At 34.6% G+C, this 26,517-nt stretch carries 26 protein-coding genes and 1 tRNA gene; 18 read left to right on the top strand and 9 right to left on the bottom strand.

The genetic code is table 11. The features are described 5' to 3' along the window. Window positions 1-14 precede the first annotated feature (14 nt). Together TL18_RS10120 and TL18_RS10115 are read left to right on the top strand one after the other, a co-directional pair. Entirely contained in the window at window positions 15-845 is an 831-nt protein-coding gene (locus TL18_RS10120) for a DUF389 domain-containing protein (protein WP_156064678.1), read from the top strand. Window positions 846-957: 112 nt separating this feature from the next. Beyond that, window positions 958-1,452: a dCMP deaminase family protein gene (locus TL18_RS10115; RefSeq protein ID WP_231483614.1), complete on the top strand. Its 495-nt coding sequence runs from the start codon at window positions 958-960 to the stop codon at window positions 1,450-1,452. Between the two features lie 58 nt (window positions 1,453-1,510). On the opposite strand, the gene TL18_RS10110 is transcribed toward TL18_RS10115, so the two are convergent. Further along, the gene (locus TL18_RS10110; protein ID WP_067045080.1) at window positions 1,511-1,966 is read right to left on the bottom strand and encodes a hypothetical protein; all 456 of its coding nucleotides are present in this window, start codon (window positions 1,964-1,966) and stop codon (window positions 1,511-1,513) included. A 154-nt stretch (window positions 1,967-2,120) separates the two neighbouring features. Then, entirely contained in the window at window positions 2,121-2,855 is a 735-nt protein-coding gene (locus TL18_RS10105; RefSeq protein ID WP_067045077.1) for an ATP-grasp domain-containing protein, read from the bottom strand. Between the two features lie 546 nt (window positions 2,856-3,401). On the opposite strand from TL18_RS10105, the gene TL18_RS10100 reads away from it, so the two are divergent. Then, a complete protein-coding gene (locus tag TL18_RS10100; protein ID WP_067045075.1) occupies window positions 3,402-4,415 on the top strand; it encodes an ArsA family ATPase in 1,014 nt (337 codons plus the stop codon). A 37-nt stretch (window positions 4,416-4,452) separates the two neighbouring features. On the opposite strand, the gene TL18_RS10095 is transcribed toward TL18_RS10100, so the two are convergent. The 5 genes from TL18_RS10095 to TL18_RS10075 all read right to left on the bottom strand — a co-directional run bounded on the left by TL18_RS10095 (window position 4,453) and on the right by TL18_RS10075 (window position 11,328). Then, window positions 4,453-4,635 (bottom strand): hypothetical protein, encoded by a 183-nt coding sequence (locus tag TL18_RS10095; protein WP_067045072.1) that lies wholly within the window; start codon window positions 4,633-4,635, stop codon window positions 4,453-4,455. Next, a complete protein-coding gene (locus TL18_RS10090; RefSeq protein WP_067045069.1) occupies window positions 4,635-7,508 on the bottom strand; it encodes an Ig-like domain-containing protein in 2,874 nt (957 codons plus the stop codon). Before TL18_RS10090 ends, TL18_RS10095 begins: the two co-directional genes overlap by 1 nt. A 125-nt stretch (window positions 7,509-7,633) precedes the next feature. Beyond that, on the bottom strand, window positions 7,634-8,272 hold the full coding sequence (locus TL18_RS10085) for a cobalt-precorrin-7 (C(5))-methyltransferase (protein WP_067045065.1): 639 nt from the start codon (window positions 8,270-8,272) through the stop codon (window positions 7,634-7,636). Window positions 8,273-8,338: 66 nt separating this feature from the next. After that, window positions 8,339-10,462, bottom strand: coding sequence for a phage holin family protein (locus tag TL18_RS10080; RefSeq protein ID WP_067045062.1), 2,124 nt, complete (start codon window positions 10,460-10,462; stop codon window positions 8,339-8,341). Then, on the bottom strand, window positions 10,459-11,328 hold the full coding sequence (locus TL18_RS10075; RefSeq protein ID WP_067045058.1) for a metallophosphoesterase: 870 nt from the start codon (window positions 11,326-11,328) through the stop codon (window positions 10,459-10,461). Before TL18_RS10075 ends, TL18_RS10080 begins: the two co-directional genes overlap by 4 nt. Window positions 11,329-11,407: 79 nt before the next feature. On the opposite strand from TL18_RS10075, the gene TL18_RS10070 reads away from it, so the two are divergent. From TL18_RS10070 to TL18_RS10055, 4 genes are read left to right on the top strand one after another with little or no spacing between them, the layout of a single operon-like run. Continuing rightward, complete coding sequence (locus tag TL18_RS10070) at window positions 11,408-12,598, top strand: redox-regulated ATPase YchF (RefSeq protein WP_067045055.1); 1,191 nt, start codon at window positions 11,408-11,410, stop codon at window positions 12,596-12,598. 32 nt (window positions 12,599-12,630) lie between these two features. Continuing rightward, window positions 12,631-13,188, top strand: coding sequence for a DUF6434 domain-containing protein (locus TL18_RS10065; protein ID WP_067045052.1), 558 nt, complete (start codon window positions 12,631-12,633; stop codon window positions 13,186-13,188). Then, entirely contained in the window at window positions 13,185-13,499 is a 315-nt protein-coding gene (locus TL18_RS10060; protein WP_067045049.1) for a TIGR04076 family protein, read from the top strand. Before TL18_RS10065 ends, TL18_RS10060 begins: the two co-directional genes overlap by 4 nt. 56 nt (window positions 13,500-13,555) lie before the next feature. Beyond that, window positions 13,556-14,578: an SLC13 family permease gene (locus TL18_RS10055; protein WP_067045046.1), complete on the top strand. Its 1,023-nt coding sequence runs from the start codon at window positions 13,556-13,558 to the stop codon at window positions 14,576-14,578. Here TL18_RS10055 and TL18_RS10050 read toward each other — a convergent pair. Both TL18_RS10050 and TL18_RS10045 read right to left on the bottom strand, forming a co-directional pair. Then, window positions 14,565-15,104: a zinc ribbon domain-containing protein gene (locus tag TL18_RS10050; protein ID WP_067045043.1), complete on the bottom strand. Its 540-nt coding sequence runs from the start codon at window positions 15,102-15,104 to the stop codon at window positions 14,565-14,567. The genes TL18_RS10055 and TL18_RS10050 overlap by 14 nt on opposite strands. A gap of 27 nt (window positions 15,105-15,131) precedes the next feature. Next, window positions 15,132-15,530 (bottom strand): C-GCAxxG-C-C family protein, encoded by a 399-nt coding sequence (locus TL18_RS10045; protein WP_067045040.1) that lies wholly within the window; start codon window positions 15,528-15,530, stop codon window positions 15,132-15,134. Window positions 15,531-15,620: 90 nt separating this feature from the next. Between TL18_RS10045 and cfbD the strand changes: the two genes are divergently transcribed. From cfbD to TL18_RS09990, 11 genes are all read left to right on the top strand, one after another. Continuing rightward, window positions 15,621-16,694 (top strand): Ni-sirohydrochlorin a,c-diamide reductive cyclase catalytic subunit, encoded by a 1,074-nt coding sequence (gene cfbD, locus TL18_RS10040; RefSeq protein ID WP_067045555.1) that lies wholly within the window; start codon window positions 15,621-15,623, stop codon window positions 16,692-16,694. Further along, entirely contained in the window at window positions 16,691-17,287 is a 597-nt protein-coding gene (gene hisH / locus TL18_RS10035; RefSeq protein ID WP_067045037.1) for an imidazole glycerol phosphate synthase subunit HisH, read from the top strand. The genes cfbD and hisH overlap by 4 nt, the downstream gene beginning before the upstream one ends. 2 nt (window positions 17,288-17,289) lie before the next feature. Continuing rightward, window positions 17,290-18,654 carry an AIR synthase-related protein gene (locus TL18_RS10030; RefSeq protein WP_067045034.1) on the top strand — a complete coding sequence of 455 codons (1,365 nt, stop codon included), beginning with the start codon at window positions 17,290-17,292 and terminating at the stop codon, window positions 18,652-18,654. A 135-nt stretch (window positions 18,655-18,789) separates the two neighbouring features. Next, complete coding sequence (locus TL18_RS10025; RefSeq protein WP_067045030.1) at window positions 18,790-19,230, top strand: hypothetical protein; 441 nt, start codon at window positions 18,790-18,792, stop codon at window positions 19,228-19,230. A 47-nt stretch (window positions 19,231-19,277) separates the two neighbouring features. Then, window positions 19,278-19,351 (top strand) — tRNA-Arg (locus TL18_RS10020). 19 nt (window positions 19,352-19,370) lie between these two features. Then, the gene (truD, locus tag TL18_RS10015) at window positions 19,371-20,627 is read left to right on the top strand and encodes a tRNA pseudouridine(13) synthase TruD (RefSeq protein ID WP_067045027.1); all 1,257 of its coding nucleotides are present in this window, start codon (window positions 19,371-19,373) and stop codon (window positions 20,625-20,627) included. A gap of 41 nt (window positions 20,628-20,668) precedes the next feature. Beyond that, entirely contained in the window at window positions 20,669-21,523 is an 855-nt protein-coding gene (locus TL18_RS10785; protein ID WP_082706467.1) for a zinc-ribbon domain-containing protein, read from the top strand. 9 nt (window positions 21,524-21,532) lie between these two features. Then, on the top strand, window positions 21,533-21,922 hold the full coding sequence (locus tag TL18_RS10005) for a DUF126 domain-containing protein (protein ID WP_067045024.1): 390 nt from the start codon (window positions 21,533-21,535) through the stop codon (window positions 21,920-21,922). An 11-nt stretch (window positions 21,923-21,933) separates the two neighbouring features. Beyond that, a complete protein-coding gene (locus tag TL18_RS10000) occupies window positions 21,934-23,148 on the top strand; it encodes an amidohydrolase family protein (protein WP_067045020.1) in 1,215 nt (404 codons plus the stop codon). Next, complete coding sequence (locus TL18_RS09995; RefSeq protein ID WP_067045017.1) at window positions 23,145-23,936, top strand: nitroreductase family protein; 792 nt, start codon at window positions 23,145-23,147, stop codon at window positions 23,934-23,936. Before TL18_RS10000 ends, TL18_RS09995 begins: the two co-directional genes overlap by 4 nt. Before the next feature lie 67 nt (window positions 23,937-24,003). Continuing rightward, on the top strand, window positions 24,004-26,499 hold the full coding sequence (locus TL18_RS09990; RefSeq protein WP_067045549.1) for a heavy metal translocating P-type ATPase: 2,496 nt from the start codon (window positions 24,004-24,006) through the stop codon (window positions 26,497-26,499). Window positions 26,500-26,517: the final 18 nt, after the last annotated feature.

Raw genomic sequence — 26,517 nt, 5'->3', positions numbered from 1 at the left:
CAGATGATGTTCAATTGGTTGACCTTCTTTGTGTTCCTATACGTTATCAAAGTTATGGAAATGACAATATGAGTATGGAAAAATATCAAAATGAAACAGTAAAGGATAAACTCAAAAAAGCGTTTTCATTGTCAGAGGATTCAGCATCAAATGAGGAGATTCGTACACGTCTCCTTGATGGTGGAAAGGTTACCGGAACAAATATGTGTGTACTGGTATGTGCAATGGTAATTGCTTCTGTCGGCCTCAATGTTAGCTCAACAGCAGTAATCATCGGTGCTATGCTGATTTCACCAATTATGGGAAGCATCCTTGCTTCAGCATATGCAAGCACATCTGGAAATTACACTTTGCTTCGTAATCATACTATTGGTTTCGGATTGCAGATTGCAATCAGTGTTACTGCAGCAACAATTTATTTTCTTTTCTCTCCGGTTAAGGAGCCGACTGTAGAATTGCTTGCAAGAACATCTCCAACTTTTTTTGATGTGCTCATCGCATTTTTCGGAGGGCTTGCAGGAATTATCGGACAAACAAGAGTAGACAAAACAAACACGGTTATCCCTGGTGTTGCAATTGCAACAGCTCTTATGCCGCCGCTATGTACCTGCGGGTTTTCGATTGCAAACGGTAGATGGGACATGCTCCTTGGAGCAGGATATCTGTTTATCATAAATGCGTATTTCATTTTCCTTTCCGCAAGCGTTATTTTGAGTGTTTTGAAAATCCCGAAAACTAAGGAATTGACAGAAAAACAATGGAAAAGGCATCGTTTAAGAATGATTCGTAATACAATTATCATTGCCGTTCCAAGTATAGTGGCGCTTTATTCAATGTTGCCTTAAGAGGAATTAGTATAGGATTTATTGCATATCTAATGATAAATGTTTTTACAATGTTTGTTCAAAAATAAAATTATAAGACTTAGATTGTATTTTAAATGAAAGGAGATAAGATATGATGGATGAAAATTCCATAAATGAAAATAATGCAAATCGTATGAGCAAAAACGAGTATTATCTTGCAATTGCTCTTGCCGTATCAAAAAGAAGCACATGTTTAAAAAGACGATATGGGGCAGTAATAGTCAATAACGATGAAATAATCAGTACAGGTTATAATGGAAATCCAAGAGGGGAGGAAAACTGTTGTGACAGGGGGAACTGTCAAAGAATGAACCTTCCATCTAATTCAGGAAACTATAATGATTGCTTTTCAGTACATGCCGAACAAAATGCTATGATCAGCGCCAGCAGAAATGAAATGCTTGGCTCAACCATTTATCTAGCTGGAGAAAAGTATGATGAAGGAGCTTGGGTGGAAATAGATGATGCGGAACCTTGTCCGATATGCTTTAGAATGATAAAGAACTCCGGAATTGATAAAATAGTTAGTAAAAAGGGAATTTTAAAACTACGTGATTCAGTTTCAAACGAATGTTGCCAATTATAATCTTTCATCGATGGCATGGCAATAAATTCAACAAAAAATAGAAAAAATGGTAAAAATTTTATGCGATTACTTGACTAATGATGTCTTCACTAACAGCAGTAATCTTAACTATTTTACCGTCTTGTAAGTATTCAAACTCAAATTTGTCTTTGCCGTCATCGGATTCTTTAATAAGGAAACCGTCTTTACCAGCGATATTTTTCTTTTCAGCATTTGCAGGATTAATAGAATCGATTTTCTGATTATCTCTTGTGCCTACTTTAAATTCTAATTCATCGCCAGCGGCATTCTTATATTCAGATGATGCTTCAGTATCAACAGCAGTACCGTCTATATCTTCTGTTTCAGTAAGATTGGCTGCATCAAGTTCTTTTTCAACTGCAGTATATCCTTCTGGAATTTTAAAGTGGATACCGTCTAAAGTTATCTCTTGTGTAGTTTCAGCACTAATGGCGGCCATTGAAACAACTGCAAATAAGAATACTCCAAGAACCAACAATCTTTTCATGTTCATAATGTTACCTCCCGATATTTATATTAATAGATAATTTGATAATTTTATTTAAATTTATAGGATTTTCAAAATTATGTGTTTTTTTATTGTATTTTCATCACATTTGAACTGAGTTGATGAAAAATAATTAAAAATAAATGGATTAATGATGAAATTATTTAATATCGAAGATTTTTTCAATCTCAAATTTTTCCATTCTTCTTATTGTATCGAGATCTTTGAATAATTTGGTTTCATCATTATTGGTGAGGAAAACAAAACCTCCGATGGTAAGTAAATCAATTGTTTTAGGATAAAAATGTTCACCCTTAAATATTGAATCCGCATATTCGAACGATTCTAAATCATCAAAGGCTTCTTCGAAAGTTGGTGTTATAACGTCGATTTCTTCATGAATAATCAGATATTTGATGATATAATTGGTTAAATATTTGAGAGGTTTATTGGATTTTTTTATGCATTCCTCCGGGTCAATATAGGATTCAAGTGATAATGCTGTTGAATGATGTCTCCAAACGCTATCTATTAAAGAATATTTTTGGAAAGGTCCGGGAATTCTGCTGTTCATTTCCATCAAGACAGGCCCGTTTTCATCTATCTTATATTCGCCATGTATTGCACCATACTCTAAACCCAATGCGGAAATGACTTTATCGTTATACTCAACAAGTTCTCTAAAATGAGGGTCTGTTTCATCGATAGCTACTTCATAATCATATATGGCTCCTCTGCCCTCAATTATAATTTTTTCATAATAAAATGCACTTATAATCCTATTGTGTCCTCTACAACAGACTGAATTTATAACATACTCTTTGCCACCGATATATTCCTGTATAACTAATTTATCATCTTCATCACGATTTATGTCAAAAGATATATTTTTCATTTACATTAGAATGGTCAACAATATTTATTCTTGTGCAGAACACACTTACTCCAACAACAAAAATAACAATAATATTAAAAGAATTATTTCCATTTTTCTCCCCCTAAAATAAAAAAACTTCACGTCCCGTGATTAATTGTTTATCTTTGTACATATATAAAGATTTTCGCATGTAAGTGGTTACTTACATTGTAAAATTAAAAAATAAGGTATAATAAAACTTTATTTAGGAAATTAATGTCTAATAATGGAATATGTACAAAATTAGCCATAAAATTAATATTTAAATTTCAATTTTTGGCATTGGTTTTTATAGAGATTTAAGGAACAGGCTAATAAATATGAAAAATCGGCATTGAAATAATGCTATAATAACTAACTTTATATACTATAAAACATTAAATATCATTTAGTAACCAAAAGTAAGTTTAAGTAAAATCATATAGTTGCCAAAATTCATAACTTCACTTGGCAAAAGCACATGAAAGGTAAGTATATGGAATTTAGACCTAGGCTTAAAGTAATTTTATTAAGGAGGTAAATTACATGGCATTTAAAGATTATTTCAAATTTAATAAAGATAAAACAACTTTTATTTTTGTAGGTGGGAAAGGAGGTGTTGGTAAAACTTCCATCTCTTCTGCTACTGCATTATGGTTGGCCGAACAGGGTAAAAAAACTTTAATTGTATCAACCGACCCTGCACATTCTTTGGCAGATTCACTTGAAGTGCCTATCGGCAGTTACCCTCGTGAAATCAAAACCAATTTATTTGCAGTTGAAATTGACCCTGATGAAGCGATGGCTCAAAAACAAGCACAATTGGAGGCTGAAAAGGCAGCAAACCCTAATGCTGATGGCGGTCTATTCGGCATGGACTTCCTATCAGACCAATTGGACATGGTATCCTCATCACCTGGTGCAGATGAGGCTGCTGCGTTTGAAATGTTCATGGCTGTAATGAATTCCGATGAATATGACGTTGTTGTATTTGATACCGCACCAACAGGACACACTTTAAGATTATTGTCCTTCCCTGAAGTAATGGATTCCTGGGTTGGTAAAATGATGATGCTTAAGGCAAAATTAGGTACTGCAACAAATGCATTAAAGAAAATCATGCCATTCATGGATGCAGTTGATGATCCTCAAACTTCTGAAGATTTAAAAAGGACTAAAGAACAAATCGATAAGGCAAAAGAAGTTTTATCCGACCCTGATAGAACCACATTTAAGATGGTTGTAATTCCTGAAGAAATGTCTATATATGAGTCAGAAAGAGCATTAGAGGCACTTGGAAAATATGATATAACAGTTGATAGTGTCATCGTAAACCAAGTAATGCCTGATATCTGTGATTGTGACTTCTGTCATTCAAGACATAAATTACAACAAAAACGCTTGGCTTTAATCGATCAAAAATTCCCAGACCAACACATTGCGGAAATTCCTTTGTTTAAAGATGAAGTTAAAGGTCAAGAAAAATTGTTAAAGTTAGCTCATATTTTATATGAAGGCGAAGACAACGATGAAGTTGTCCAAGAAGCTATACAGCTTTAAAAAATAAAATAAGTTAAAATAAAATCTATTTTAACTTTTAATTTTCTTCTTTTTTAAAAAACCATTGGCAAAATGGGATAAATATTATTAAAAACAATATTGCTAAACTTATTGAAAGTGTTTTCATGGTTACCAGTTCGTAAATTAGAACTAGGATAAACGCAATATCCAAAATCTGCACTATTATATGTTGATTTCTAAATTTGTCAATTATTTTCATTATATCACTTTCCAACTTTCATCCCAGTATTTGCTTGGCATGCTGAAAGGAGTCCAGGTATCTTCACAAAAATACTTGTAGGTTTCCTGCTTTGTTAGTTTTTTTGTTTTTCCATTAGTAATAAGTATTGCATTGTCCCTATCTAAAGTTAGGTCATTGTTGATTTTAACTTCAATATAATCACATCCTCCTTTATTATTGGGAATGTTGTACACTTTTTTTGATTGAAGATAACCCGGCCTTGTAAATGTGACCTTATCCATTGTTGCATGCCAATATTCCTCATCAATCATCCCTTCTCTATATTTGTTTCCGGCATCCTGTATTAAAACCATGGCTGACAATAATCCTAAACTGGCTGCCGATGCGCCTGTAGATAATTTGGTTAATATGAATGTCAGTCCCTTGTAGGCGATTGCAGTAAATGGTTGGATATTGCTTAATTTATCGGTCAATAGATATGTTCCCGGTGCAACAAATTTTATCGCTTCCCGTATTTCTTTTATCACGTCTTTTGGTATATTTGAAATGCTGCAGCAGTCTTCTGTTGTAGAGATGCTTGATCCCTTATAGATTGAATTGTTTCTGTTAAGTATCACGCTGGATACTCCGCTTGTACAATTCAGTATGACTGCAGAAGAATTGTCATGTGAAAAAACATATAATAGGTTTCCCATCTGAACCATGCTGAATTTGCTCTTCGAAACAGAATCAAACATCCTGTTCAGTGAATTGTCACTTTTATCAGAATACCTGCTTGAAATGCTTTTAAGGGAATAATCCTCAAGTTCGGGCAAGTTCAAAGAATTGATCAATCTGAATAATTGGACATTCTTGTTCTTTCCCTGGACATCCATTCCCATATCTGCATTTAAGATATTTAAATATGTATCTTCAAGGTTTATTCCAGCCATTATGGTTAAGGTGTGGTTTCTCTGCCATTTCACTTTAAAATCACTGGCATATTTGTTAGCAAATATATCAGCAAGCCATGTGGTTTCAAGGGATGCCAAATGCATTCCATAAACATTCATCACTCCAAACCTATTCAAGTAACTGGGATTTTTTGAAATCCAGTTTTCCAAAACCCTTTTGGTAATCTTTTCATTTATAATGCTGTATGATTGCAGAACTTCAAATCCCATTGTATTTCTATATTTGTCGCTTAATCCGTAGCTTATTGTTTCTCCTTTTTCAATTTCTTCTTTACCGTCTATCATAAATTTGGTTATTATATCCTCTTTTGATGGATAACCTACAATATAATTCATATAATAGCTGAATTCCACAGGAATTTTTGTATTCGCAAATCTTATTGATTCGAGGTTATGAAGGGTTATCTCATCGTAGGTTTTATAGTTGAAATCATATAGTGCCCTTCCATAAAATTTTGAAATGCTGTATTTTAAACCTAATTCATCATAATTTACTGTTTGAATGTTGATTTTGGCAAGAACCTTATCGTTTTCCATATAATAAAATGTTTCGCCCTGGTCTAAACCTTTACTCGCGTAAAATCCGAATAATGCTGTATTTTCATGGGTTTTGCTCTGATAATCGATTTCAGTATAATCGTGTATTGCTGAAATGACAATTCCGTCTTTTTTCAGATTATTTTTATCCATACTATTTTCGATATCGCTTCCATCTAAAGGAATCAGATAGCTTCTAAGCCCAAGCAATGTTGAATCTATGCCATTGACTCTTGCTGTTGAAAATCTATATGTTTTGCCTCCAACTTCAACGGTAAATAATTCGTTTTTTGGCATTTTTATTATTCCGTCAAATCCGGTTTTCAACGAATAGTAATAGTTTTCATAGACATAGGGGACAGTAACGTTAACGTAATTTGGAATCAATGTCGTATGTTTAAATGCGGTTGTTATCACTTTTTTTACAGTAATCTTGTTGGAATTTTTAATTCCGTCATATTCTGTTGTTATAGTGTATGTTCCGGCTTTCAAATCTATAGTTAAAGATGCAATGCCGTTTTTGTTTGTTGTTTTTGCATATGATTTTCCATTGAGATTTATGGATATTTTTTGATTTGGTGATGCATTTCCGGTGCTGTCTAGAATTTTAACGCTAAATTTTCCGGGGACATTGTCATTGATTGTCAAATCGTTGGTTACAATCAGCGATTTTATCATAATCGTCTTTTCCAGAATTTCAGATGTCTGTGTGTTGATTGATGTAATGCTATATTTGCCGGGTTTTTGGTTTATCACTATTTTTGCAATGCCCTTATTGTTTGTTGTGACATTGTAGATTTTGTTTTTTAACTTAAATGCAACGGATGAACTTTTAAGCAAATTTCCTTTTTTGTCATAAAAAATAGAATAGTATTTATCTGTATTTTTATAGTATTTTGTAAAATCACTGCATTGTATGGTGCTTTTCACCGTTATCGTGCTTTTAATTAATCTTCCGTAGTGAGTGCTGTTTCCCGTAAATTTTGTTTGTATGGTGTAGTTTCCACTTTCCAAATTTATTTTAAGCGAAGCAACACCTTTGCTATTGGTTTCTCTTTTGTATGTGATATTATTTATTGTAAAATCTATTTTTGCCTTGCTTATCGCCTTATTGTTACTGTCTTTTAATGTTGCTGTGAATTTACTTCCGTCTTTGTAGTACATATTCAGGTTAGGTGCATTTATTGTTACTTTCTCTTTAACGGAAGTGCTTGAAGCACCTAACTTTTCTGTTTTCTCATTACTTGTTTCTTGCTCTGGATTCATATTGCACAAATCCTGAGTTGGTTCGTCATGTTCAATAGTCATTATTGTTTCATTTTCATTATCTGTTGCAGATACTGCACTAATCAAAAATAGAAATAATAAAATGAAACATGTGGTGTTTATTTTCCTGTTCATAGTATCTACCTTAAAGTCAATTTTTACAAATCAACGATTAAAGTATGATATATGAGCTATAAGAACTTTATTAAAAAAATTAAATAGTAATTGTTATTTAAAATGAATTTTAAGCATAAATAGTTCTAATAAATGACCATAATGCACATATAAGTAAATTCACTTTGAGCAATTTCTTTTAAGGTGGACTCAACAATTCTTTCATCGGGATAACTTAGTCTTTCGCAGACTACAACTTTCCTGTCTGCTTCAACACCATTATCCAATAAAAATTGTGCCATATCCTTTACTTTTCTTGAAGGAAGTGCAATTGTTGTTTTTCCATTGTTAATCACAGGTAAAATGTCTTCTATATTTTCTCTTCCATGAAATGTCATCACATTGGCATTGTCCCATTGGATATGGCATTTTGCAGCTGCAAGCTGAAGGGAGCTGATTCCCGGGATTACTTCAATATTTTCCTTTGGAAAATCCTTTTCAGCCGAAATTCTTAAAACAGTATTTAAAACGCCAGAAAAACCGGGATCTCCTGTTGACAATATTGAAACTGTATTGCCGTCGCAAGCTAATTGGACTCCTTCTTCAAGTTTATCAAGCAGTTCTTTTACATTAAACGCAATCTTGTTTTGCACATCATCAAACAATTCGATTGCACGAGTGCTTCCAACAGTGTAGTCGCTTGTTTTCACGGTGTCTATTGCTTTTTTAGTCAAATATTCGCTTGCACCAGGCCCGATTCCAATAATATAAATTTTACCAGTCATTTCAATCATCAGTTAAATATTTTCACGGTTAAGATATCTTGTTAAATAATTTGTATTAACTCATTATTAAGATTTTAATTCTTCGATTTCATTTTTCAGGAAGTGATATATTGAGGAAGCTCCGATTAGCTCTCCAGGGTCTTTCCAATCATAAGGATATAATATGAACGGTTTTGTTTGGTCTCCTCCAAGACCTCCATGAGAGCCGATTAACTCTTCAAATGCGCAAACTTCATCAAGCTTTTCATCATAAAAACTGTTTACAAGGAGGTCAGGCATGTTGTCAAATGAATTTTCGCGTTTTAAATGCATGGCGGCATTTTCACCAAAGCCTTCGAGAGGGTTTTTACCAACAACTTCATCGTTATCCAAATAGTAGATTCCTTCTTGACCTATCACCATTCCTCCATTGGAAATTGAATTAACAAGTATAAATCCGATTCCCGGATGCTTAACAAGTCCTGGAATCAAATCAGGAAATAGCAAAACGATTTCTTCATAATTCAGTCGCTGTTTCCATTGTGTTAAGTAGATTAAACCTAAATTCCCTGAACCTAATACTATTAATTCTGAATCTTCTGCCTTTTTTGTAGTTAGTTCGGTGCTTTCATACCCTTCAATGTAGTCCAAACTATTTGTGTATTTTTTTCTTAGGTTCAAGTATTGTTCATTTTCAAATATTAGTTTAGGTTTCCTTTTTGCGAGTCCTCCTTTAATGTTCTGTAATGGCTCATTATCTTCAAACAATTCGTCGCGAATATCTCCTACTTTTTCTTTTATGCTTTTTATTTGCTTGTTTTCAGGAATGACTGCGTCTCTGAAGTGGTCAATATTATATTTTGTCTTAAAGATTTTCAAATCTTCAGGAAGCAATCTTCTAACGTAGTCTCCCAAGGTTATTCCGTATCTCTGTTTGAATGTTGCGCCATTTGACTGGCCATGATCTGATAAGATTACCATTTCATAATCCCTATCACTCATTTCTATAGCTGATTTGATTTTTGAAAATTGTGAATCGATTCTTTTTAATGTGCCCCAAACGTCTTCATCGCGAACCCCTGAATGGTGAGCTATCTCATCATATCCCATAAATGTTGCATATGCGGTATCAATATCTCCGGTGAGTATTTCACTTGTTAAAACATCAGTTGTAACTTCCCTTAAAACTACATTAGCTCCAGCTCTAACTGCAGCATAGACGATTGTTCTTCTCATACGAGGGCGTATGTTTTTCAGATAATGTTTTATTTGTGATGAAATTTCAAGAATTATATCCCATAAAAACAATATGAATAATCTTTGGAAGTTATAGGAATCCAGAAAAACGGCATTCAATGTTTTATTGTAGATGTTGGATAATCCGTTTAATTTGGAAGATGTCAATGTAGGGATTTTACTGTCTCCGGAAAACATGTTTGCAACACTAATCCCGTTTACAAGCAAACCTTCGCCGTTGCTGATTTTTTCTTCGAGTTCTGGTGCGTCGCTTAATTTTCCGGAAACAACAATCTTGTTGTTGTTTTCTTTTTCAACCCATCTGTATGCAATGATGTTTTTGTTGTTTCCATGCAGTATTCCTGCCTGGCTTGCACCGGTTTGTGAAGACAAATCTGTTTCCCAGCCCTTTAATGTGTGGCTTTTTTCATCTAACCATCTTTTAATATTGGGCATCACGCCCTTATCGATAGCCATCTTCAAGGTATTTATTGATAGGCCGTCTATTTCAAGCATAATCAATCCAGGATACCTTTTTTTATATGGTGTTTTTTGTTTAAGGGCATAATTAAGGATGGTTTTCATGTATCTGTCATAGTAACTTGTGTTTGTAATGTTTGTAACTAGTGTTGTGGATATTGCAATTACAATCGGAACCTGTAGCATTCCGTAGATTCCAGTATAAACGCCAGGAACAAACAATGAGGTTATATAAAAAATAATGGAATTTATAAACAGTGATGCAATCCCAAAGGTAAATATGATAATCTTCATGAAAAACCTTCTGAAAATTGGCCATAATAATGCACTTGCAATTGCAAAGGCAATTACAATAATGATTGCATTGTACCATGGGCCTATTGTGAAATCCTCGCTGATAAAATCTACTGCATAGATTGCAATTACGTTTGCAAGAAATATTAATGCGCCTGTAATTATTGTTTTTAAGGATGAAATTAATCTGTTCTTTATCATTCTATCTTTATCTTTTGTCGTTTATTAGTTTTTAAGGTAATTACTGTTATTTCTGGTTTGCAGTTTATTCTTATTCTAAAAGAGTTTGTTCCAAGGCCTTTGCTTGTGTATTGAGTCATGTTTCCAACTTTATACAATCCGACAGGATACATTGTTGAATTTGGGCCTCTAAGTGGTGTTGTTTCAAATTTTGGAATAATGAACTGCCCACCATGTGAATGGCCTGAAATCTGAAGGTCGAACATGTTGGTTTGTGAGGATTCTTTTGCAAAATCGGGTTCGTGTACAAGCAGGATGCTTGGCACATTTTTAGGCATTTTGGCTATTACCTTATCTAGATTGTCGGCACATACAGTGCAGCTGTCAACGCCACAGATATTTAGAAAATCACCATTTCTTTCAAGCGTATAAACATCATTGCTTAAATCAACGACATCGGAATTCTTGAAAATTTCCCTGATTTCATCGGCATCCATCCAATGGTCATGATTTCCCAGTACTCCAAATTTACCGTATTTCGCTTTTAGTTTTTTCAAGGAATTCTGCAGGGACTTTTCGTAACCCTTAATGATATATGAGAAATAATCTCCAGTTAATGTGATTAGGTCAATGTTTAGTGTATTCACGTAGTCAACAAGTTCATCCAGATATTCGGGATTGATCCATTGGCCTAAATGGATATCTGTCAAGTTCAATATTCTGAAATTATTAAAATTCCATCCTAGGTTTTTTAATCCGATATCCACTTCTACCAGATCAATTTCATCTGGTGAAAACTTCTTGTCCGGAAGGGAATGTGTCATTGCATCTTGAATTCCTTGACGAATTATCATGGCTTGGGGTCGTTCAACATCTTCATCTTTCATTAGTATTACTATGATTTCTGAAACTATTTATAATTTTAAAAACAAAGATTTAGATGTTATTAGAAATTAAGTGATTATTATGCTTCAAATTGCAGTTTGTGGAAAACCAAATGTAGGAAAATCCTCTTTTTTCAATTCAGCAACAGCATCTACTGTAGAAATGGCAAATTATCCATTTACAACTATTGATGCGAATAAGGCTGTTGCTCATGTAATTAAGGATTGTCCATGTAAAGAGTTAGGTGTTACTTGTAATCCTCACAATTCAATATGCATTGACGGGAAAAGATTGCTCCCAATTGAATTGATAGATGTTGCAGGATTGGTTCCTGGAGCGCATGAAGGAAAAGGATTGGGTAACAAATTTTTAGATGATTTAATGCAAGCTAAAGTATTTATAAACGTTATTGATGCTTCAGGTTCAACAGACCTTGAAGGAAACCCGGTTGATCCCGGAAGCCATGACCCGCTTGAGGATCTGGAATTTCTAGAAAACGAAATTGTAATGTGGATGTATGGAATATTATCTAAGAATTGGGTAAGGCTTGTAAGAAAGGTTGGCGCTGAACATTTGGACATTTCAAAAGTATTGTTTGATCAATTGTCAGGTACCGGAATAGCTATTGAAGACATTATTGAAGCTAAAAGAACTATCGAACCTGATTATAACAAGTGGGAAGAGGAAGATTTGATTGAATTAACAAGAAATATCCTACATATTGCCAAACCGATGATGATTATTGCAAATAAGGCGGACCTGCCGACATCTGCTGCAAACATTGAAAGAATTAAGGAAAAATATCCTAATGTAATTCCAACTTCAGCAGAATCTGAAATAGCCCTTGTCAGAGCAGCGGAAGCCGGTTTGATTTCATATGTTTCAGGCGAAGACCACTTTGAAATATTGAAGGCAGACGAATTAAATCCAAATCAGGTAAAAGCACTTGAATACATCCAAACCAATATTTTGGACAAATACGGAAGTACTGGTGTTCAAGATGCCTTAAATTATGGCATTTTTGACTTACTTGATAGGATTGTTGTTTATCCTGTTCAGGATGAACATAAATACACAGACCAAAAGGGTAATGTGTTGCCAGATGGATTTTTAGTCAAAAGGGGCACAACCCCTCGTGAACTGGCTTATATTGTCCACACTGATATCGGTGATAAGTTCATGCATGCTGTTGATGCAAGGACACATATGCGCGTAGCCAGTGATTATGAGCTGAAAGATGGTGACATTATAAGTATTGTAACTAGAGGATAATCCTCTACTTTTTTTTATTTTTAAAGATTTTCATGGTTCAATTAACTCGAAACTTAAAAGCGGAAGATTTTAAGCAGTATTATTTCTTGAAAGATGAATTAAAGGATTTTTGCAGGTCTGAAGGTTTAAAGGTCAGTGGAAGTAAAGAGGACTTGGAAAATAGGATAATTCATTATCTATCCACTGGTGAAGCGTTAACAGAACCTAACATTAAACAATTTTCAAATGAAGCATCATCTGAAATTACCTTGGATTCAAGATTGGGTGAAAATTTCAGATGCAGCGAGGACAAAAGAGAATTTTTTGAAAAGGAAATAGGTTCCACTTTCAAATTTAAAGTTAAGTTTCAAAAATGGTTAAAGTCAAATCCTGATAAAACTTATAGGGATGCAATCGATGCATATCGGGAGCTCCAGAATTCAAAAGAAAAAACTGAAATAGGCAAGCAGTTCCAATACAACCAATATATCAGGGATTTCTTTGAAGATAATGATGATAAGTCATTAGATGATGCAATTAGGTGTTGGAAATATAAAAAGGGTCTTAAAGGCCATAACCGTTATGAAAAAAGTGATTTGGAGATATTATGAAAAAAGTTAAAATTACAGTCATGAAAAAAGTCAGACATGATGATTTGATTGAAGAATATGAAAATCCCCTTGAGCATGAATGTGATGTTGAAGTGGGTGATGTTTTTGTAGCTAATGGTTGGGTTAAACCGGATAATTTTTGTGATAGTGCATGGGAAAGTCTTTCACCTTTTGTAATGGCTTTAGCTAATGGGGCCAGTGATTTCTACGGTGGATGGATGAAAAATAAAAAATCTGCAATGATATCATGCAATGATGGCTTTAGGCCTGTAAGTTTTCTTTTGGAAACATTGGATGATGATGCGGATTAATTATTTTTTTCCACCTTTGAAAATCTATTAATAATTCATTGACTAAAACAAATAGTATGGCTAAATTAATAGATAAAGGAGTTAATTTTTTTAAAAAAGAAATAATCTTTTCCATATCATTAATATTAGCTATTATTTCTTGTTTTTTTGTAAAACCCTCTATTGATTATTTCAATTATATTAATTGGGAAACAATCATCTTGCTTTTTGTGATAATGCTTATTGTAGAGGTTCTTAAAAATTTAGCTGTTTTTGAGATATTGGTTAGGAAATTGTTAACTAAAATAGGGGATGCTCGAGGGCTTGTTTTGGTATTGGTTTCTATCTGCTTTTTTAGCTCAATATTCATCACCAATGATGTTTCTTTAATCATTTTTGTACCGTTTGCAATATTGGCTTTGAATAAAGTTGGTCGAGTTGATTTAATAATATTTACAGTGTCTTTACAGACCATTGCGGCTAATGTCGGTTGCATGGTGCTTCCTATTGGTGCTCCCCACAATATTGTCATGTATACTGTTTCCAAAATACCATTCTTGTCATTTTTCCTGCTGCTTTTACCTTATGTCGTTGTATCCTTGATATTTTTGACAGCAATGTTGTTTTTTGTTAAAAATGATCCAATAACTTTACCTAAAATGAGTAAAATCCAGGTTGATAAAAAAGATTTCTTTAAAAGGGTCTTTATTGGTGTTGATTACTATTTGCTTTTGACTTTCATTGCCCTGTTTATTCTGATTGGCAATCTTGAGAATATCCCATTTTTCACTTCATTGTTTGAGAAATGGATAATCGGCAATGAGGTTGTTTGGGGTATTGTTGCATCTCAGTTTATTTCCAATGTTCCTGCTGCAATGTTGCTCAGTGGTTTCAGTACCAATTATGAAGCCATTATTGTCGGAATCAACATTGGCGGTTTGGGCACTCTTATTGCATCAATGGCCAATCTTATTTCTTATAAGATTCTTGTTCATGAGCATGATGAATTTAAAATGAGATATTTGGGCGTATTCACTGTTTTAAATGTTATTCTGATGGTTATTTTGTGTGGCGTTTATATTTTAACTACTCTTCACTGATTACTTTAATGTCCTTAAATGCATCGTAATCAGATACGTAAACCATGCACACCTTGTCTTTCAATCCAAATACAAAGGTATAACTTTCATTATCGTATTTTTGATAGTATCCTGAATAACCAAGCATTTTGGTTGGTGATCCGCCCACATTGGCTGCGGCTTCCTGGCTATTGAAACCTGAACCGGGGGTTCTTGCGACTCCAATTTCTATATATGTGTCCTTATTGCTCCAGCCCATTGCACTTGATTTTACATTTTCATCGTAGCTGACCTCAGTTCTGGAGGGGTCATTGACATAATCGGCCGGAATTTCAAATTCGACATCGTCAACTTTGACAATTTGGGTTTGAGGCGTCAAGACAACAAATGAAATTAAGATAATTGCCGCTACTGCAGCAATTATTAATGGAATTTTATATTTGCTTAAAAAACTTTCATCTGGATAAACAGCTTTTTCACCGCAATTTGGGCAGAATATAGCTTCATTTTTAAGTTTGGCACCGCATTTTCTACAGTATCTCTCCATTTTCCAACCTGCTATGATAAGCGTTAGCTATTCATCCCATAAATCAGCAACTTTTTTTGCAATGAATACGCAACAGTCAACGCAAGGTGACTTATCTTCGCCGTTGTTGGTTATTACACCACAGCATACGCTTCCGTATTCTTCTTTAAAAGTGTTGAAAATTTCTTTGGCGTTTGCTTTGATTTTGCCGACATCATCCAAAACAATACCATTGGCCATTAAAGCGCCTGTTACGGCACCGCAGGTTCCTTCATCAAAGGTTCCACCCATTCCACCTGCAAATCCGCAGGCTAGCTTGGTCATTTCTTCAGAGGTAATGTCGGCATCAGCAGTTTCACAAAGGCCCATTAAGGTTGACTCGGAACAGCTTTTTGATTTTCTGTATTCTCTGATTTTTTCCTCTAAAATTTTTTCATCAAGTTTCATAATACAATCTCCCAATTGTTCAATTGTATAATTATATTAATTAAGAATTTAAAATATTTATTTGTTAATTTAATTTAGGTGATAAAAATTATACATCCGAGACCAAGTCCAATTGCAGCTACTCTTTATACATTAAGGGATATGAATGTTGATGTTATTATTATGCACGGACCAACTGGATGCTGTTTTAGGACAGCCAGGCTTTTGGAAAGCGACGGTGTTCGTGTTGTAACTACAGGGATGTCTGAAAACGATTTCATATTAGGTGCAGGTGAAAAATTAGTCGATACATTAATTGAAGCTTATGAGTTGTTTCATCCAAAACTAATGGGTATTGCAGGCACCTGTGCAAGCATGATTATTGGTGAAGACTTAAAAGAGGCAATAGCAACTGCAGATTTGCCATGCACAGTTATTCCGGTCGAATCTCATGGAGGATCTGGTGAAGGTGACAATACTGTTGGGGCAATTATGGTTTTAGATGCGGCAGTTGAATGTGGTGTAATACCTCGTGAAGAAGCAGACCGCCAAATTGAAATGCTTGAAAAAGCAACAGAAGTCGAAAAAACCCGTGGAATGGCCCAAGGTAAATACATTAAACCTGATTTTGGAGATTCAAAGGAAAATGTTGCTAAAACTGTTGTCAATGCCCTGAAAGACAATAAGAAAGTTGCTTTTGTATTGAACGTTAAGAAAGAAACATCATATTTATTTGCTGATATCATAAATTTCGATTATGAAAAAATCAATCCTGATAATAAGCCTATTTTTGTGGCTAATTTGGATGAAAACATTGGTTTGCCTAGAATCAGGCAGCATGCGGTGAATATTAAAAATCAGCTTGACATGGAACCTGATTTCATCACCGGAGGTCTTGATGAATATCCAATCACAGCCAATAATGCAGCAGAATACTTGAGAGATAAAGATTTGGACTTAATTGTCGTATTTGGTGTTCCTCATGCATTCCCGATTGAAGATTTTGATGCAGAATCAGTTGCCGTAACTGATGGGCCTCGTTTGGTTCAGCCGTTAAAAGAGCTTGGATACACTCATGTTGTTGCAGAGCTTGACGCCCACTCAAAAACTTTAGGAACAGATGAAATAGTATTTTCAGACTTTGGCGGAATGATTAGATCAGCTATTGGATGGTTAGATGAATGATTACGATTATTGATTATAAAAGTGGAAACTTAAAAAGCATTTCAAATGGATTTAAAAAAATCGGTGTTGACTATCAAATCACTGATGATAAGGAAATCATTGCAAATAGTGATTATCTGGTCCTGCCTGGTGTTGGTGCATTTGGAAGTGCAATGGAGAATTTAAAACCATTTGAAGATGTAATTCATGAACATGTTGGTGATGATAAGCCATTTTTAGGAATTTGTCTTGGCCAACAGGTTTTAATGAGTTCAAGTGATGAATCGCCGGGGGTTAAAGGTTTGGACCTATTTAATGGACATGTGGAAATCTTGCCTGAAGGCGTTAAAATACCTCATATGGGATGGAACAAGTTAAATGTAGTAAACGATTCACCGATTTTAGAGGGCATTGATGGAGAATTCTTCTATTTTGTACACTCTTATCATGTAGTGCCTGATGATGAAAGCATTATTGCAGGCATTTGTGAGTATGGCGGTGATGTTGTAGCTAGTTTAAGTCAAAATAATTTATTTTCAACACAGTTTCACCCGGAAAAAAGCGGTGTTGCAGGATTAAAAATATTGAAAAATTTCACTAATTTGGAGATTTAACTATGGATATTGAAGGATTTGTAAGGGCTAGAATTGATGATTATGATTATAATGAACTAGCAGAAATTTTAGCTGTAAGGATTAGAGAATATAAGAAAATTTCTGAAGAAAACTCAGTTGAAATGGCAAAAGCGGTAATTGATGAAGTTTCAACAACTCTTAAATTACAGGAAAGCGATGATGAATTTTTAAAAGAAATTGCCAATGTCAACAAAGCTGATGTCTTAATGGGCGAAATGGGAGTCGGTTCCCGTGGAGCCGGAGACTTCTTTGTTCACAGAAAAATAGCAGAAATCGTTTCATCAACAAACACTGCATCATTGGTCAATCCATCTGAACAGGATGATGGGGGAGTTGTTAAAGCAAAAGCGAACAATGATGAAGTATATATTACAACAGCAGTTGATGGAATCCATTCACGTTTAAGCGAATATCCGTTTTTAGGTGGTTTTCATGTAACTCGTGCTACCTTAAGGGATGTTTGTGTAATGGGGGCTGATCCTGTAGCTATTTTAAGTGATGTTCACCTTGCAGATGACGGTGATGTCGCTAAAATATTTGACTTTACCGCAGGTGTTGCAGCAGTTTCCGAACTTGTCGATGTTCCAATCGTTGCTGGAAGTACCCTTCGTGTTGGAGGGGACATGGTTTTAGGTGATAGATTTGTTTCAGCTGTTGGAAGCGTTGGTGTATCCAATCATCCTCCAACTGCAAGAAAAGGAGCTACAGAAGGGGATATAATCCTTTTGACTGAAGGTTCTGGTGGAGGAACTATTACCACAACCGCTTTATACAACGGATTCTTTGATGTTGTATGGGATACAATGAATGTAAACTTTGTTCAAGCATCACATGCCTTGTTTGAAGCAGATCTTGTAAAAGACATTCATGCAATGACTGATGTAACCAATGGAGGTCTTAGAGGAGATGCTCATGAAATATCAAATACAACTGGCGTTGGTTTAGAGTTCCATGAAGAAGAAATCAGAAAAATGGTCGCTCCAAATGTGTTGAACATGCTTGAATCATTAAATATCGACCCGTTAGGAGTTTCAACCGATTCATTAATGCTGATTGCACCTCCTGAAATTGTTGGTGACATTAAAAAAGCGGTTGCTAAATATGATGTTGCAATATCTGAAATTGGAGAAGTAAACAATTCAGGCAAGCCGATTTTAATTAAAGAGGATTCATCTGAAGAACTGTTAGTTCCATTATTCAGGGAAGCAGCATATACCAAAATTAAAAAATTGGTCGGTGAAACAACCCCTGAAGACTTTGAAGAAATGAAAGAAAAAGTTCAAAGGGCTTCAGATGCGGCAATCGCCAAAAAAGATAAAGTCATCGATTATATTAAAGGAAATTAAATCTAAAAATTGTATGAAGAAAAATTGTGAATTTTTCTTCTTTTATTAATTAATGTTTGTGAAGTGGGATTTTTCACAAAATCACGCTTTCACACTTTGCTATTTTTTATAAATTTTAACATCTAACTCTTGAACATGTTAGATGAAAAAGGATATTTTTACATTATTGATGCAATTCTTGCAGTGGTTTTACTTTTAATCGTATTTTTTGCCGTCAATACGGCTATTTCAATTTCGAGTCCTGATTATTCATATGACTCTCAAGAAATCAAGATAGCTCAGGATACAATGGAAATTCTAACTGGAAAGGTGAATTTCACTGATGAAACGTTTCTGGGTGAGATTTCTAAAATTTTAAGGGAAAATGAAAATTCAAAAGAATCAATTGACAATGTTTCAAGAATCTGCAAAAACAAGTTCAAAAGCATGAATCTTGATAACTATCGTTTTAGCGAAAACAATATTTTAAATGAAAAAGTATTGGCATCATCAGGGGATTATTCAAAAGCCCGTAATGTTTCGGTAGCAACAAGAAGTTATGGCGATTACTCTTATACATTGTCTGTATGGCAATAATTAAATACTATTAAAATCATAATACTATATGTTATCTTATTTTGTTGGCCCTGATGGTGTAGTTTGGATAACACATGGGACTGCGGATCCCATTCCCCGGGTTCAAATCCCGGTCAGGGCATTATATTTCCGTGATTATTATGTTAAATGCTAATACATATGTTACAACTCAAGAAGGTATTGGTGGAACAATAAGAAACCAATATGAAGATTTTTATGTTGAAGAAATTCCTGAAGTCATCCCGGAGGGTGAAGGACCTAACGTTTATGTATGGATTGAAAAATTAGGAAGAACCACCTTGGATGTTGTTTTGGATATCGCTCGTGATTTGCATATTTCAAGAAAGAGAATGGGCTTTGCAGGAATGAAAGATAAAAAGGCAATCACTCGCCAATGGATATGCATTGCCAACATGGACTCAGAGGAGCAATTCAAGCAGGTTGAAAACCTGGATATCTATAAGACTGATTTTTTAAAAATAGTTCGTGGCCGCAAAAAGCTTAGAATGGGCCAGCTTAAGGGAAACAAATTCAAGATTCTTATTAGGGATTTGGATGATATTGAAAAAAGTGCAGATATAGCAAACGATGTTTTAAAGGAATTGGAAGTCACAGGAGTTCCTAACTATTTCGGTTGGCAAAGGTTTGGAAAACCAAGAACAATAACTCATTTGGTCGGTGAAGCGCTTGTTGAAAATAATCTTGAAAAGGCTGTTCAAGTTTATATTGGCAATCCCCAAAGCGATGAGGGTGAAGACAATCAGATGGCAAGACAGGCATTTGATGACGGAAACCTTGAAGAAGCCCTTAATTTAATGGGTAAGGGAATGCGTTATGAAAAAATGATGGTTAAAGAATTGATTAGGGATTCTAAAAAAGGAGAATTAACTGACAAATCTTATATGAATGCATTGCATGCACTTCCTAAGCCACTTCAAAGAATGTTTGTCCACGCTTATCAATCATATTTGTTCAATGAGGCTGTAAGCAAAAGGGTTGAAATGGGAATAAACAAGTATATTGAAGGGGATATCGTAATTGATTCAGAAGAGCATATTGTTCGCGATAAGACTCCTGAAGAATTTCAGGAATTGATTGATAACTTCCAAGCCAGTCCAACATGCCCGTTATATGGTACAAAAGTCCCATTTGCAGGAGGGGTTGTTGGTGAAATGGAAGAAAACATTTTAAAGAATTATAATATTACAAGAGAAGATTTTGAAGTTCCAAAAATGCCTCGTTTGGGAAGTCATGGCCTTAGACGTTCAATGCGATTCCAAATTTGGGATGCATCAGCAAATGCAACAGATGATGGCGTTTTATGTGAATTTTCAATAAATAAGGGATCTTATGCAACTGCTGTTTTAAGAGAAATAATGAAAAAAGATGTGATTTAATTTTTATATAGTTAATAATAAATTAATATATGGTGTTAAAAATGGTTATTTGTCCAGATTGTGGAAAAGATGTGAAAGAAGCAAAATTCTGTTCAAATTGTGGTTCTCGTCTTCCTGATGCAGAACCTGTTGAAGAGGAGCCTGTTGTTGAAGAGGTTGCTGAAGAGGTTGTTGAGGGGCCTGTTGAAGAGGAAGAGGTTGCTGAAGAGGTTGTTGATGAACCTGTTGTTGAAGAGGTTGTTGAGGGGCCTGTTGAAGAGGAAGAGGTTGCTGAAGAGGTTGTTGATGAACCTGTTGTTGAAGAGGTTGTTGAGGGGCCTGTTGAAGAGGAAGAGGTTGCTGAAGAGGTTGTTGATGAACCTGTTGTTGAAGAGGCTGCTGAAGTCATAGATGATACTGCTTCACAAGAGTCTGAAGAAGAAACTGAAAAATCTGAAACTGAAGAAGATACTGTTAAAAAATCTAAATTCTGCAGTAATTGCGGAACAGAAGTTAGTATAGGAACAACTTTTTGCCCTCAATGTGGTTTTAAATTTATTCAAGAAGAAGAACAGAAAACAAAATTCTGCCAATCATGCGGTGAAAAAATCAATATAAATGCTGAAATTTGTCCGCATTGTGGAGTAAGGGTAGCTAATATCAGGTCTTCTGAAGAAAAAAATGTAATATTATCTGCAATTTTAAGTATCATATTCCCTGGTTTAGGACAGTTATATCTTGGTTTGAATAAAAAAGGAATCATATTTATACTTGGTTATATAATTTCATTTATTCTTGTATTTTTACTCATAGGTTTTATTTTAATGCCAATTATTTGGATTTGGGCTTTAATTGACTCTATTAGATCAACAGAAGCTATCAATAGAGGAGAACATGTTGAGGATGAATTATTCTAAGTGATTTTAATGATTAAATGTAGAAATATTGCAAAAGGAAAAGGAAAGGGTGAATTAATTGTTTCATCAGAACCTATTAGCTTTCTTGGTGGGGTTAATCCAGAGACTGGTGTAATAATTGACCCTAATCATGAATTAAAAGGTGAATGCATAAAAGACAAGGTTCTGTTTATCCCTGGTGGAAAAGGTTCTACTGTGGGTTCTTATGTTATTTTCCAAATGATGAAGAACAATACAGCTCCTAATGCGATAATCTGTCTTAATGCAGAGCCAATTATAGCAACTGGAGCTATAATGTCTGATATTCCAATGGTGGACTCACCGGCCCAAACTAAAGATTTGACTACTGGAACTTTAGTTGAAGTTGATGGGGACAATGGAACAATTGAAATATTATAAAAGGAGATAATATGCAAACTCTAATTGAAAATGTAAATGTTATCAATCCACAGGAAGATTTAAAAACTCATCAAAATGTATTGATTGAAGATAATTTTATTAAGGAAATTTCTTCAGATAAAATATCTACAAAAAGCAAGGTTGATGTCATTGATGGGGAAGACAATTATTTGCTTCCAGGATTTATTGATTGTCACACTCACATTTTTGCAAAAGGTTTCCACAAGGAAGAGAATATGGCAAATCCATTAGGAATTCATTTTTATAATGCTGTTCCTCATTCACTACAGACAATCAATGCAGGTGTAACAACAATTAGGGATTGCGGATCTGCTGATTTGGGCTTTAAATTAGCTCAACAGAGAAAATTATTCACTGCTCCTAAAATCCATTTATCCATAACACCTCTTGTCATGACTGGAGGGCATTTTGACTTGCTCCTACCTTCCGGATGGGATATGGAGATAATGTACCCTGGTTTTCCAAAGGGAAGATGTGATGGTATTGAAGAAGTCTTAAAAAAGACTCGTGAAGTTAAAAGAGCAGGTGCTGATTTTATTAAGGTAATGTGCAGTGGAGGAGTTTTAACAACCAATACTTCACCGGAATTTCCACAATTCAATAAGAAAGAACTAAAAACCATTGTATGTGAAGCTAATGCAAGTAATATGAAAGTTTCAGCTCATTGTCATAGTTTAAAAGGGATGAACAACTGTATTGATGCAGGTTTTTCATCAATTGAACACGGAACATTCATTGATAAAAAAACAGCTTGTAAAATGGTTAAAAATAACGTTAGTTTAGTTCCGACCTTATTGGTTCATCAATTTTTATATAAGAATGGGTTCCCTGCTTGGGATAGCTATGCCGATGAAAAGACAGCTAAATTAAAGGAAATAGTTAAGGTTCACAAAGAAAATATTGCTGCTGCTTATCAGGAAGGTGTTAATATTTTAATGGGCACTGATAGTGGTGTTATTCCTCATGGACATAATCTGGAAGAATTGGTTCATTTAACCGACATTGGAATGAGTGAAGCTGAAGCAATGGCTTGCGGAACCATAAAGGCAGCGGAATTTTTAGGTCAAAACAATCTAGGTCAAGTAAAAGAAAATTGTGTGGCTGATTTGATTTTGGTTAATTCCAATCCTTTAGATGATGTTTCCATTTTAAGTGATAATGATAATGTTTTAAATGTTTTCCAAGATGGTGAATTGATTAAATGAAGCTAATAATTGATGAGGAGTTATGTGTTGCATGCAAACAATGCATGCAAGTTTGTATTCGTGACAATATCATTGTAGAAGATTTTGCAGTGGAAACTGGGGGCAATTGCTTCGAATGCGGACATTGTATGGCGATTTGCAAACAAAAAGCCATTACACTTAAGTCTTTTGAAGGTAAGCAAGACAGAATTCAAGATTATAATCCTCGTGAAATCCCTGTTGAATATGAGGAATTACTTCAATTTTTAAAACAGAGAAGGTCTGTGCGTTGGTTTAAAAATAAAAAAATTGATAAGGAAACATTTGATAAATTATTTGAAGGGGCTTATTACTCTCCTTCTGCTCAAAACCAGCAAGATGTTGAATTTGTAGTTTTGGATGAGAAACTTGACGATTTTATGAATCTTGTTTATGAAATCATTAAAGTTAAAGAAGATGAATTTTTTAGAATTAAAGAATTTGGCGATTATTTAAAAGATAACACTACAAAAGAATTCCATCCTTTATTATGGGAAGGAAAACAACTTATTTTAACATTTTCAACCGATAAAACAAGTGCGGTTATTGCAAATGCTCGTTTGGAATTACTTGCTTATTCATTGGGCTTAGGTGGATTTTATTCATTGTTTATTCTCAAAGCTGATGAAATTAATCATGATAAACTAATGGAATTTTTCCCAAAAATCAATAAAAATAAACATATGTATTCTGCTTTTATTATTGGATATCCTAAACTGAGATTTAGAAGAACAATCCCTCACAAGGACATAAATGTTACTTATTTTTAGCATTGCCTAAACTTTTATATTGTTTGAAAGCAATATATTGTTTCATATAATAGAAACGGTTGTGATTCTGGTGAAACATAAACATATGGATTTGCCAATTGAGGGAATGCATTGTGCTTCTTGTGTTTTAAGCGTAAATAAAACGTTTGGTAAGATTGAAGGTGTTGAAGAAGTTGATGCGGACCTTGCAGCAAACAAATTACATATTACGGTCGATACTAAAAAGATTTCCTATGAAGAAATGGAAAAGTTGGTAAAAAACCTTGGTTTTGATCTTCACACTGATGAAATGACAATAAGAATTCAAGGAATGCATTGTGCTTCATGTACAATGAATGTTGAGAATTTTCTAATTAGATTGGACGGTATTTTTGACGTAAAAGCGGATTTGACTTCCCAATCTGCAAGAATTAGATATGATTCATCAAAAGTTACATTGGATGAAATCGATGAGGTAATCACTTCTTTAGGTTTTGAGCTTTTAGGCGTTGAAGGACAAACTGAAATTGATGAAGAGGAAATTTACCAGCAGGATTTAAGAGAAAAACGCAACAGGATTATTGTTGGTTTATTCTTTTCAGTTATCTTAGTCATTTTAATGTTCAGCGGATGGGACCCATTATCAGGAGTAGTTCAATCTTTAAATCAGGCCACTGGTCTGGATATAAGTTCAAAAGGATTACTTTCATTACTCGTAAGTATTATTCCATTTTTATATGTTTCATTACCTATCTTAAAAGCAGGAATCAACGGATTAATGCATAAGAACTTGAATATGGATGTAATGTATTCAATGGGTATTTTGGTTGCATATATTTCAAGTATTTTCGGAACATTCCACATCGTATTGGACCATACTTTCATGTTTTATGATTCAGCAGTAATGCTTCCGTCATTTTTAATGATTGGAAGATATCTTGAAGCAAGAGCCAAGAAAAGAACTTCTGATTCAATCCGTGAATTAATCGGCCTTCAGCCGACTGTCGCAACAGCTATCGAAATCGATGAAAATGGCGAAATAATCTCTCAAAAGGAAGTTTCCATTTCCGATATTGTTTTGGATGATTTGCTACTGGTCAAACCTGGTGAAAAGATTCCTGTTGACGGTGATGTTGTCGGCGGAGAATCTTATGTTGATGAATCAATGATTAATGGTGAGCCGATTCCTAAAGTTAAAAAAGATGGTGAGGAAGTATTTGCAGGAACAATTAATCAGGATGGAGTATTGCATATCAAAGCTAAAAAGATTGGTAAAGAGACAGTATTGTCAAATATCATCCGTTTGGTTGAAAAAGCACAGTCTTCAAGACCTCCAGTTCAAAAATTTGCAAATACAATCGTGTCATACTTTATTCCAGTCATTTTAACAATAGCAATTGTCGTATTCTTAATCTGGTACTTTGTATTGGGAGCTTCTTTACTGTTCTCACTCACATGTTTGATTTCAATTTTGGTAGTCGCATGTCCATGTGCATTGGGTCTTGCTACTCCAACAGCTGTTACTGTAGGTGTTGGAAGGGCTGCAGAATACGGAATTTTAATCAAGAATGGGGATACCCTTGAAAATGCGGGACAAATTGATGTAGCCGCATTTGATAAAACAGGAACAATCACTGAAGGAAAACCGGAAGTCGATGATGTTATTGCATATGGAGTTTCTGATGAAGAATTAATTAGGCTTGCAGCCAGTGTTGAACAGAATTCCAATCATCCAATCGCTAAAGCCATTGTGAACAAATCTAAGGAATTGAATATTGGTTTGGAATCAACAGAAACTTTTGAAAACATCACGGGTAAAGGTTTAAAGGCCGTATTAAATGGCAGTGAAGTTTTGGCAGGTAATTTGGCTTTAATGCAATCCGAAGAAGTTGAAGTTTCCGATGACTTGATTGATAAGTATCATGAACTTGAAAAATTATCTAAAACAATCATATTTTTAGCTCAGGATAAATCCATAAAAGGCATCTTAAGCTTGTCCGATAAGATTAAACCAACATCCAAAAGGACAATTGATGAACTGCACAAGATGGGCGTTGAAACTTACATGTTAACAGGAGACAATGAATCCACTGCACTTAATGTTGCCCGTGAAGTCGGTATTGACAATGTGAAGGCGGGGGTTCTTCCTGAAAACAAATTAGATATTGTTAAACAGGCTCAAGCAAATCATACTAAAAAAGTTTTATTCGTTGGAGATGGTATTAACGATGCCCCTGCTCTTACTCAGGCAGACATTGGGGTAGCTATGGGTAACGGTACTGATATTGCTATGGAAAGCGGTGATATTGTTGTTATGGAAGGAGATTTGGAAAATGTGGTTGCTGCCGTTCAATTTTCTAAAAAAGTGATGCGCAGGATTAAAGAAAACATTTTCTGGGCATTCGCATATAACACAATATTGATTCCTATTGCTGCAGGTGTCTTATATCCTACTTTCGGAATCACATTTGAACCGGCATTGGCAGGTCTTGCTATGGCAATGAGTTCAGTAACAGTCATAACTCTTTCATTAATGCTTAAGAGATATGTTCCAGAAATAAAAAGAAAAAATAGTAAAAATTAATTGATTTAATCAATTAAT

The sequence above is a fragment of the Methanobrevibacter sp. YE315 genome, from assembly GCF_001548675.1.
Taxonomy (GTDB): domain Archaea; phylum Methanobacteriota; class Methanobacteria; order Methanobacteriales; family Methanobacteriaceae; genus Methanocatella.
The sequence above is the reverse complement of the archived record's forward strand: the minus strand, read 5'-3'. Positions and strand labels throughout refer to the sequence as shown.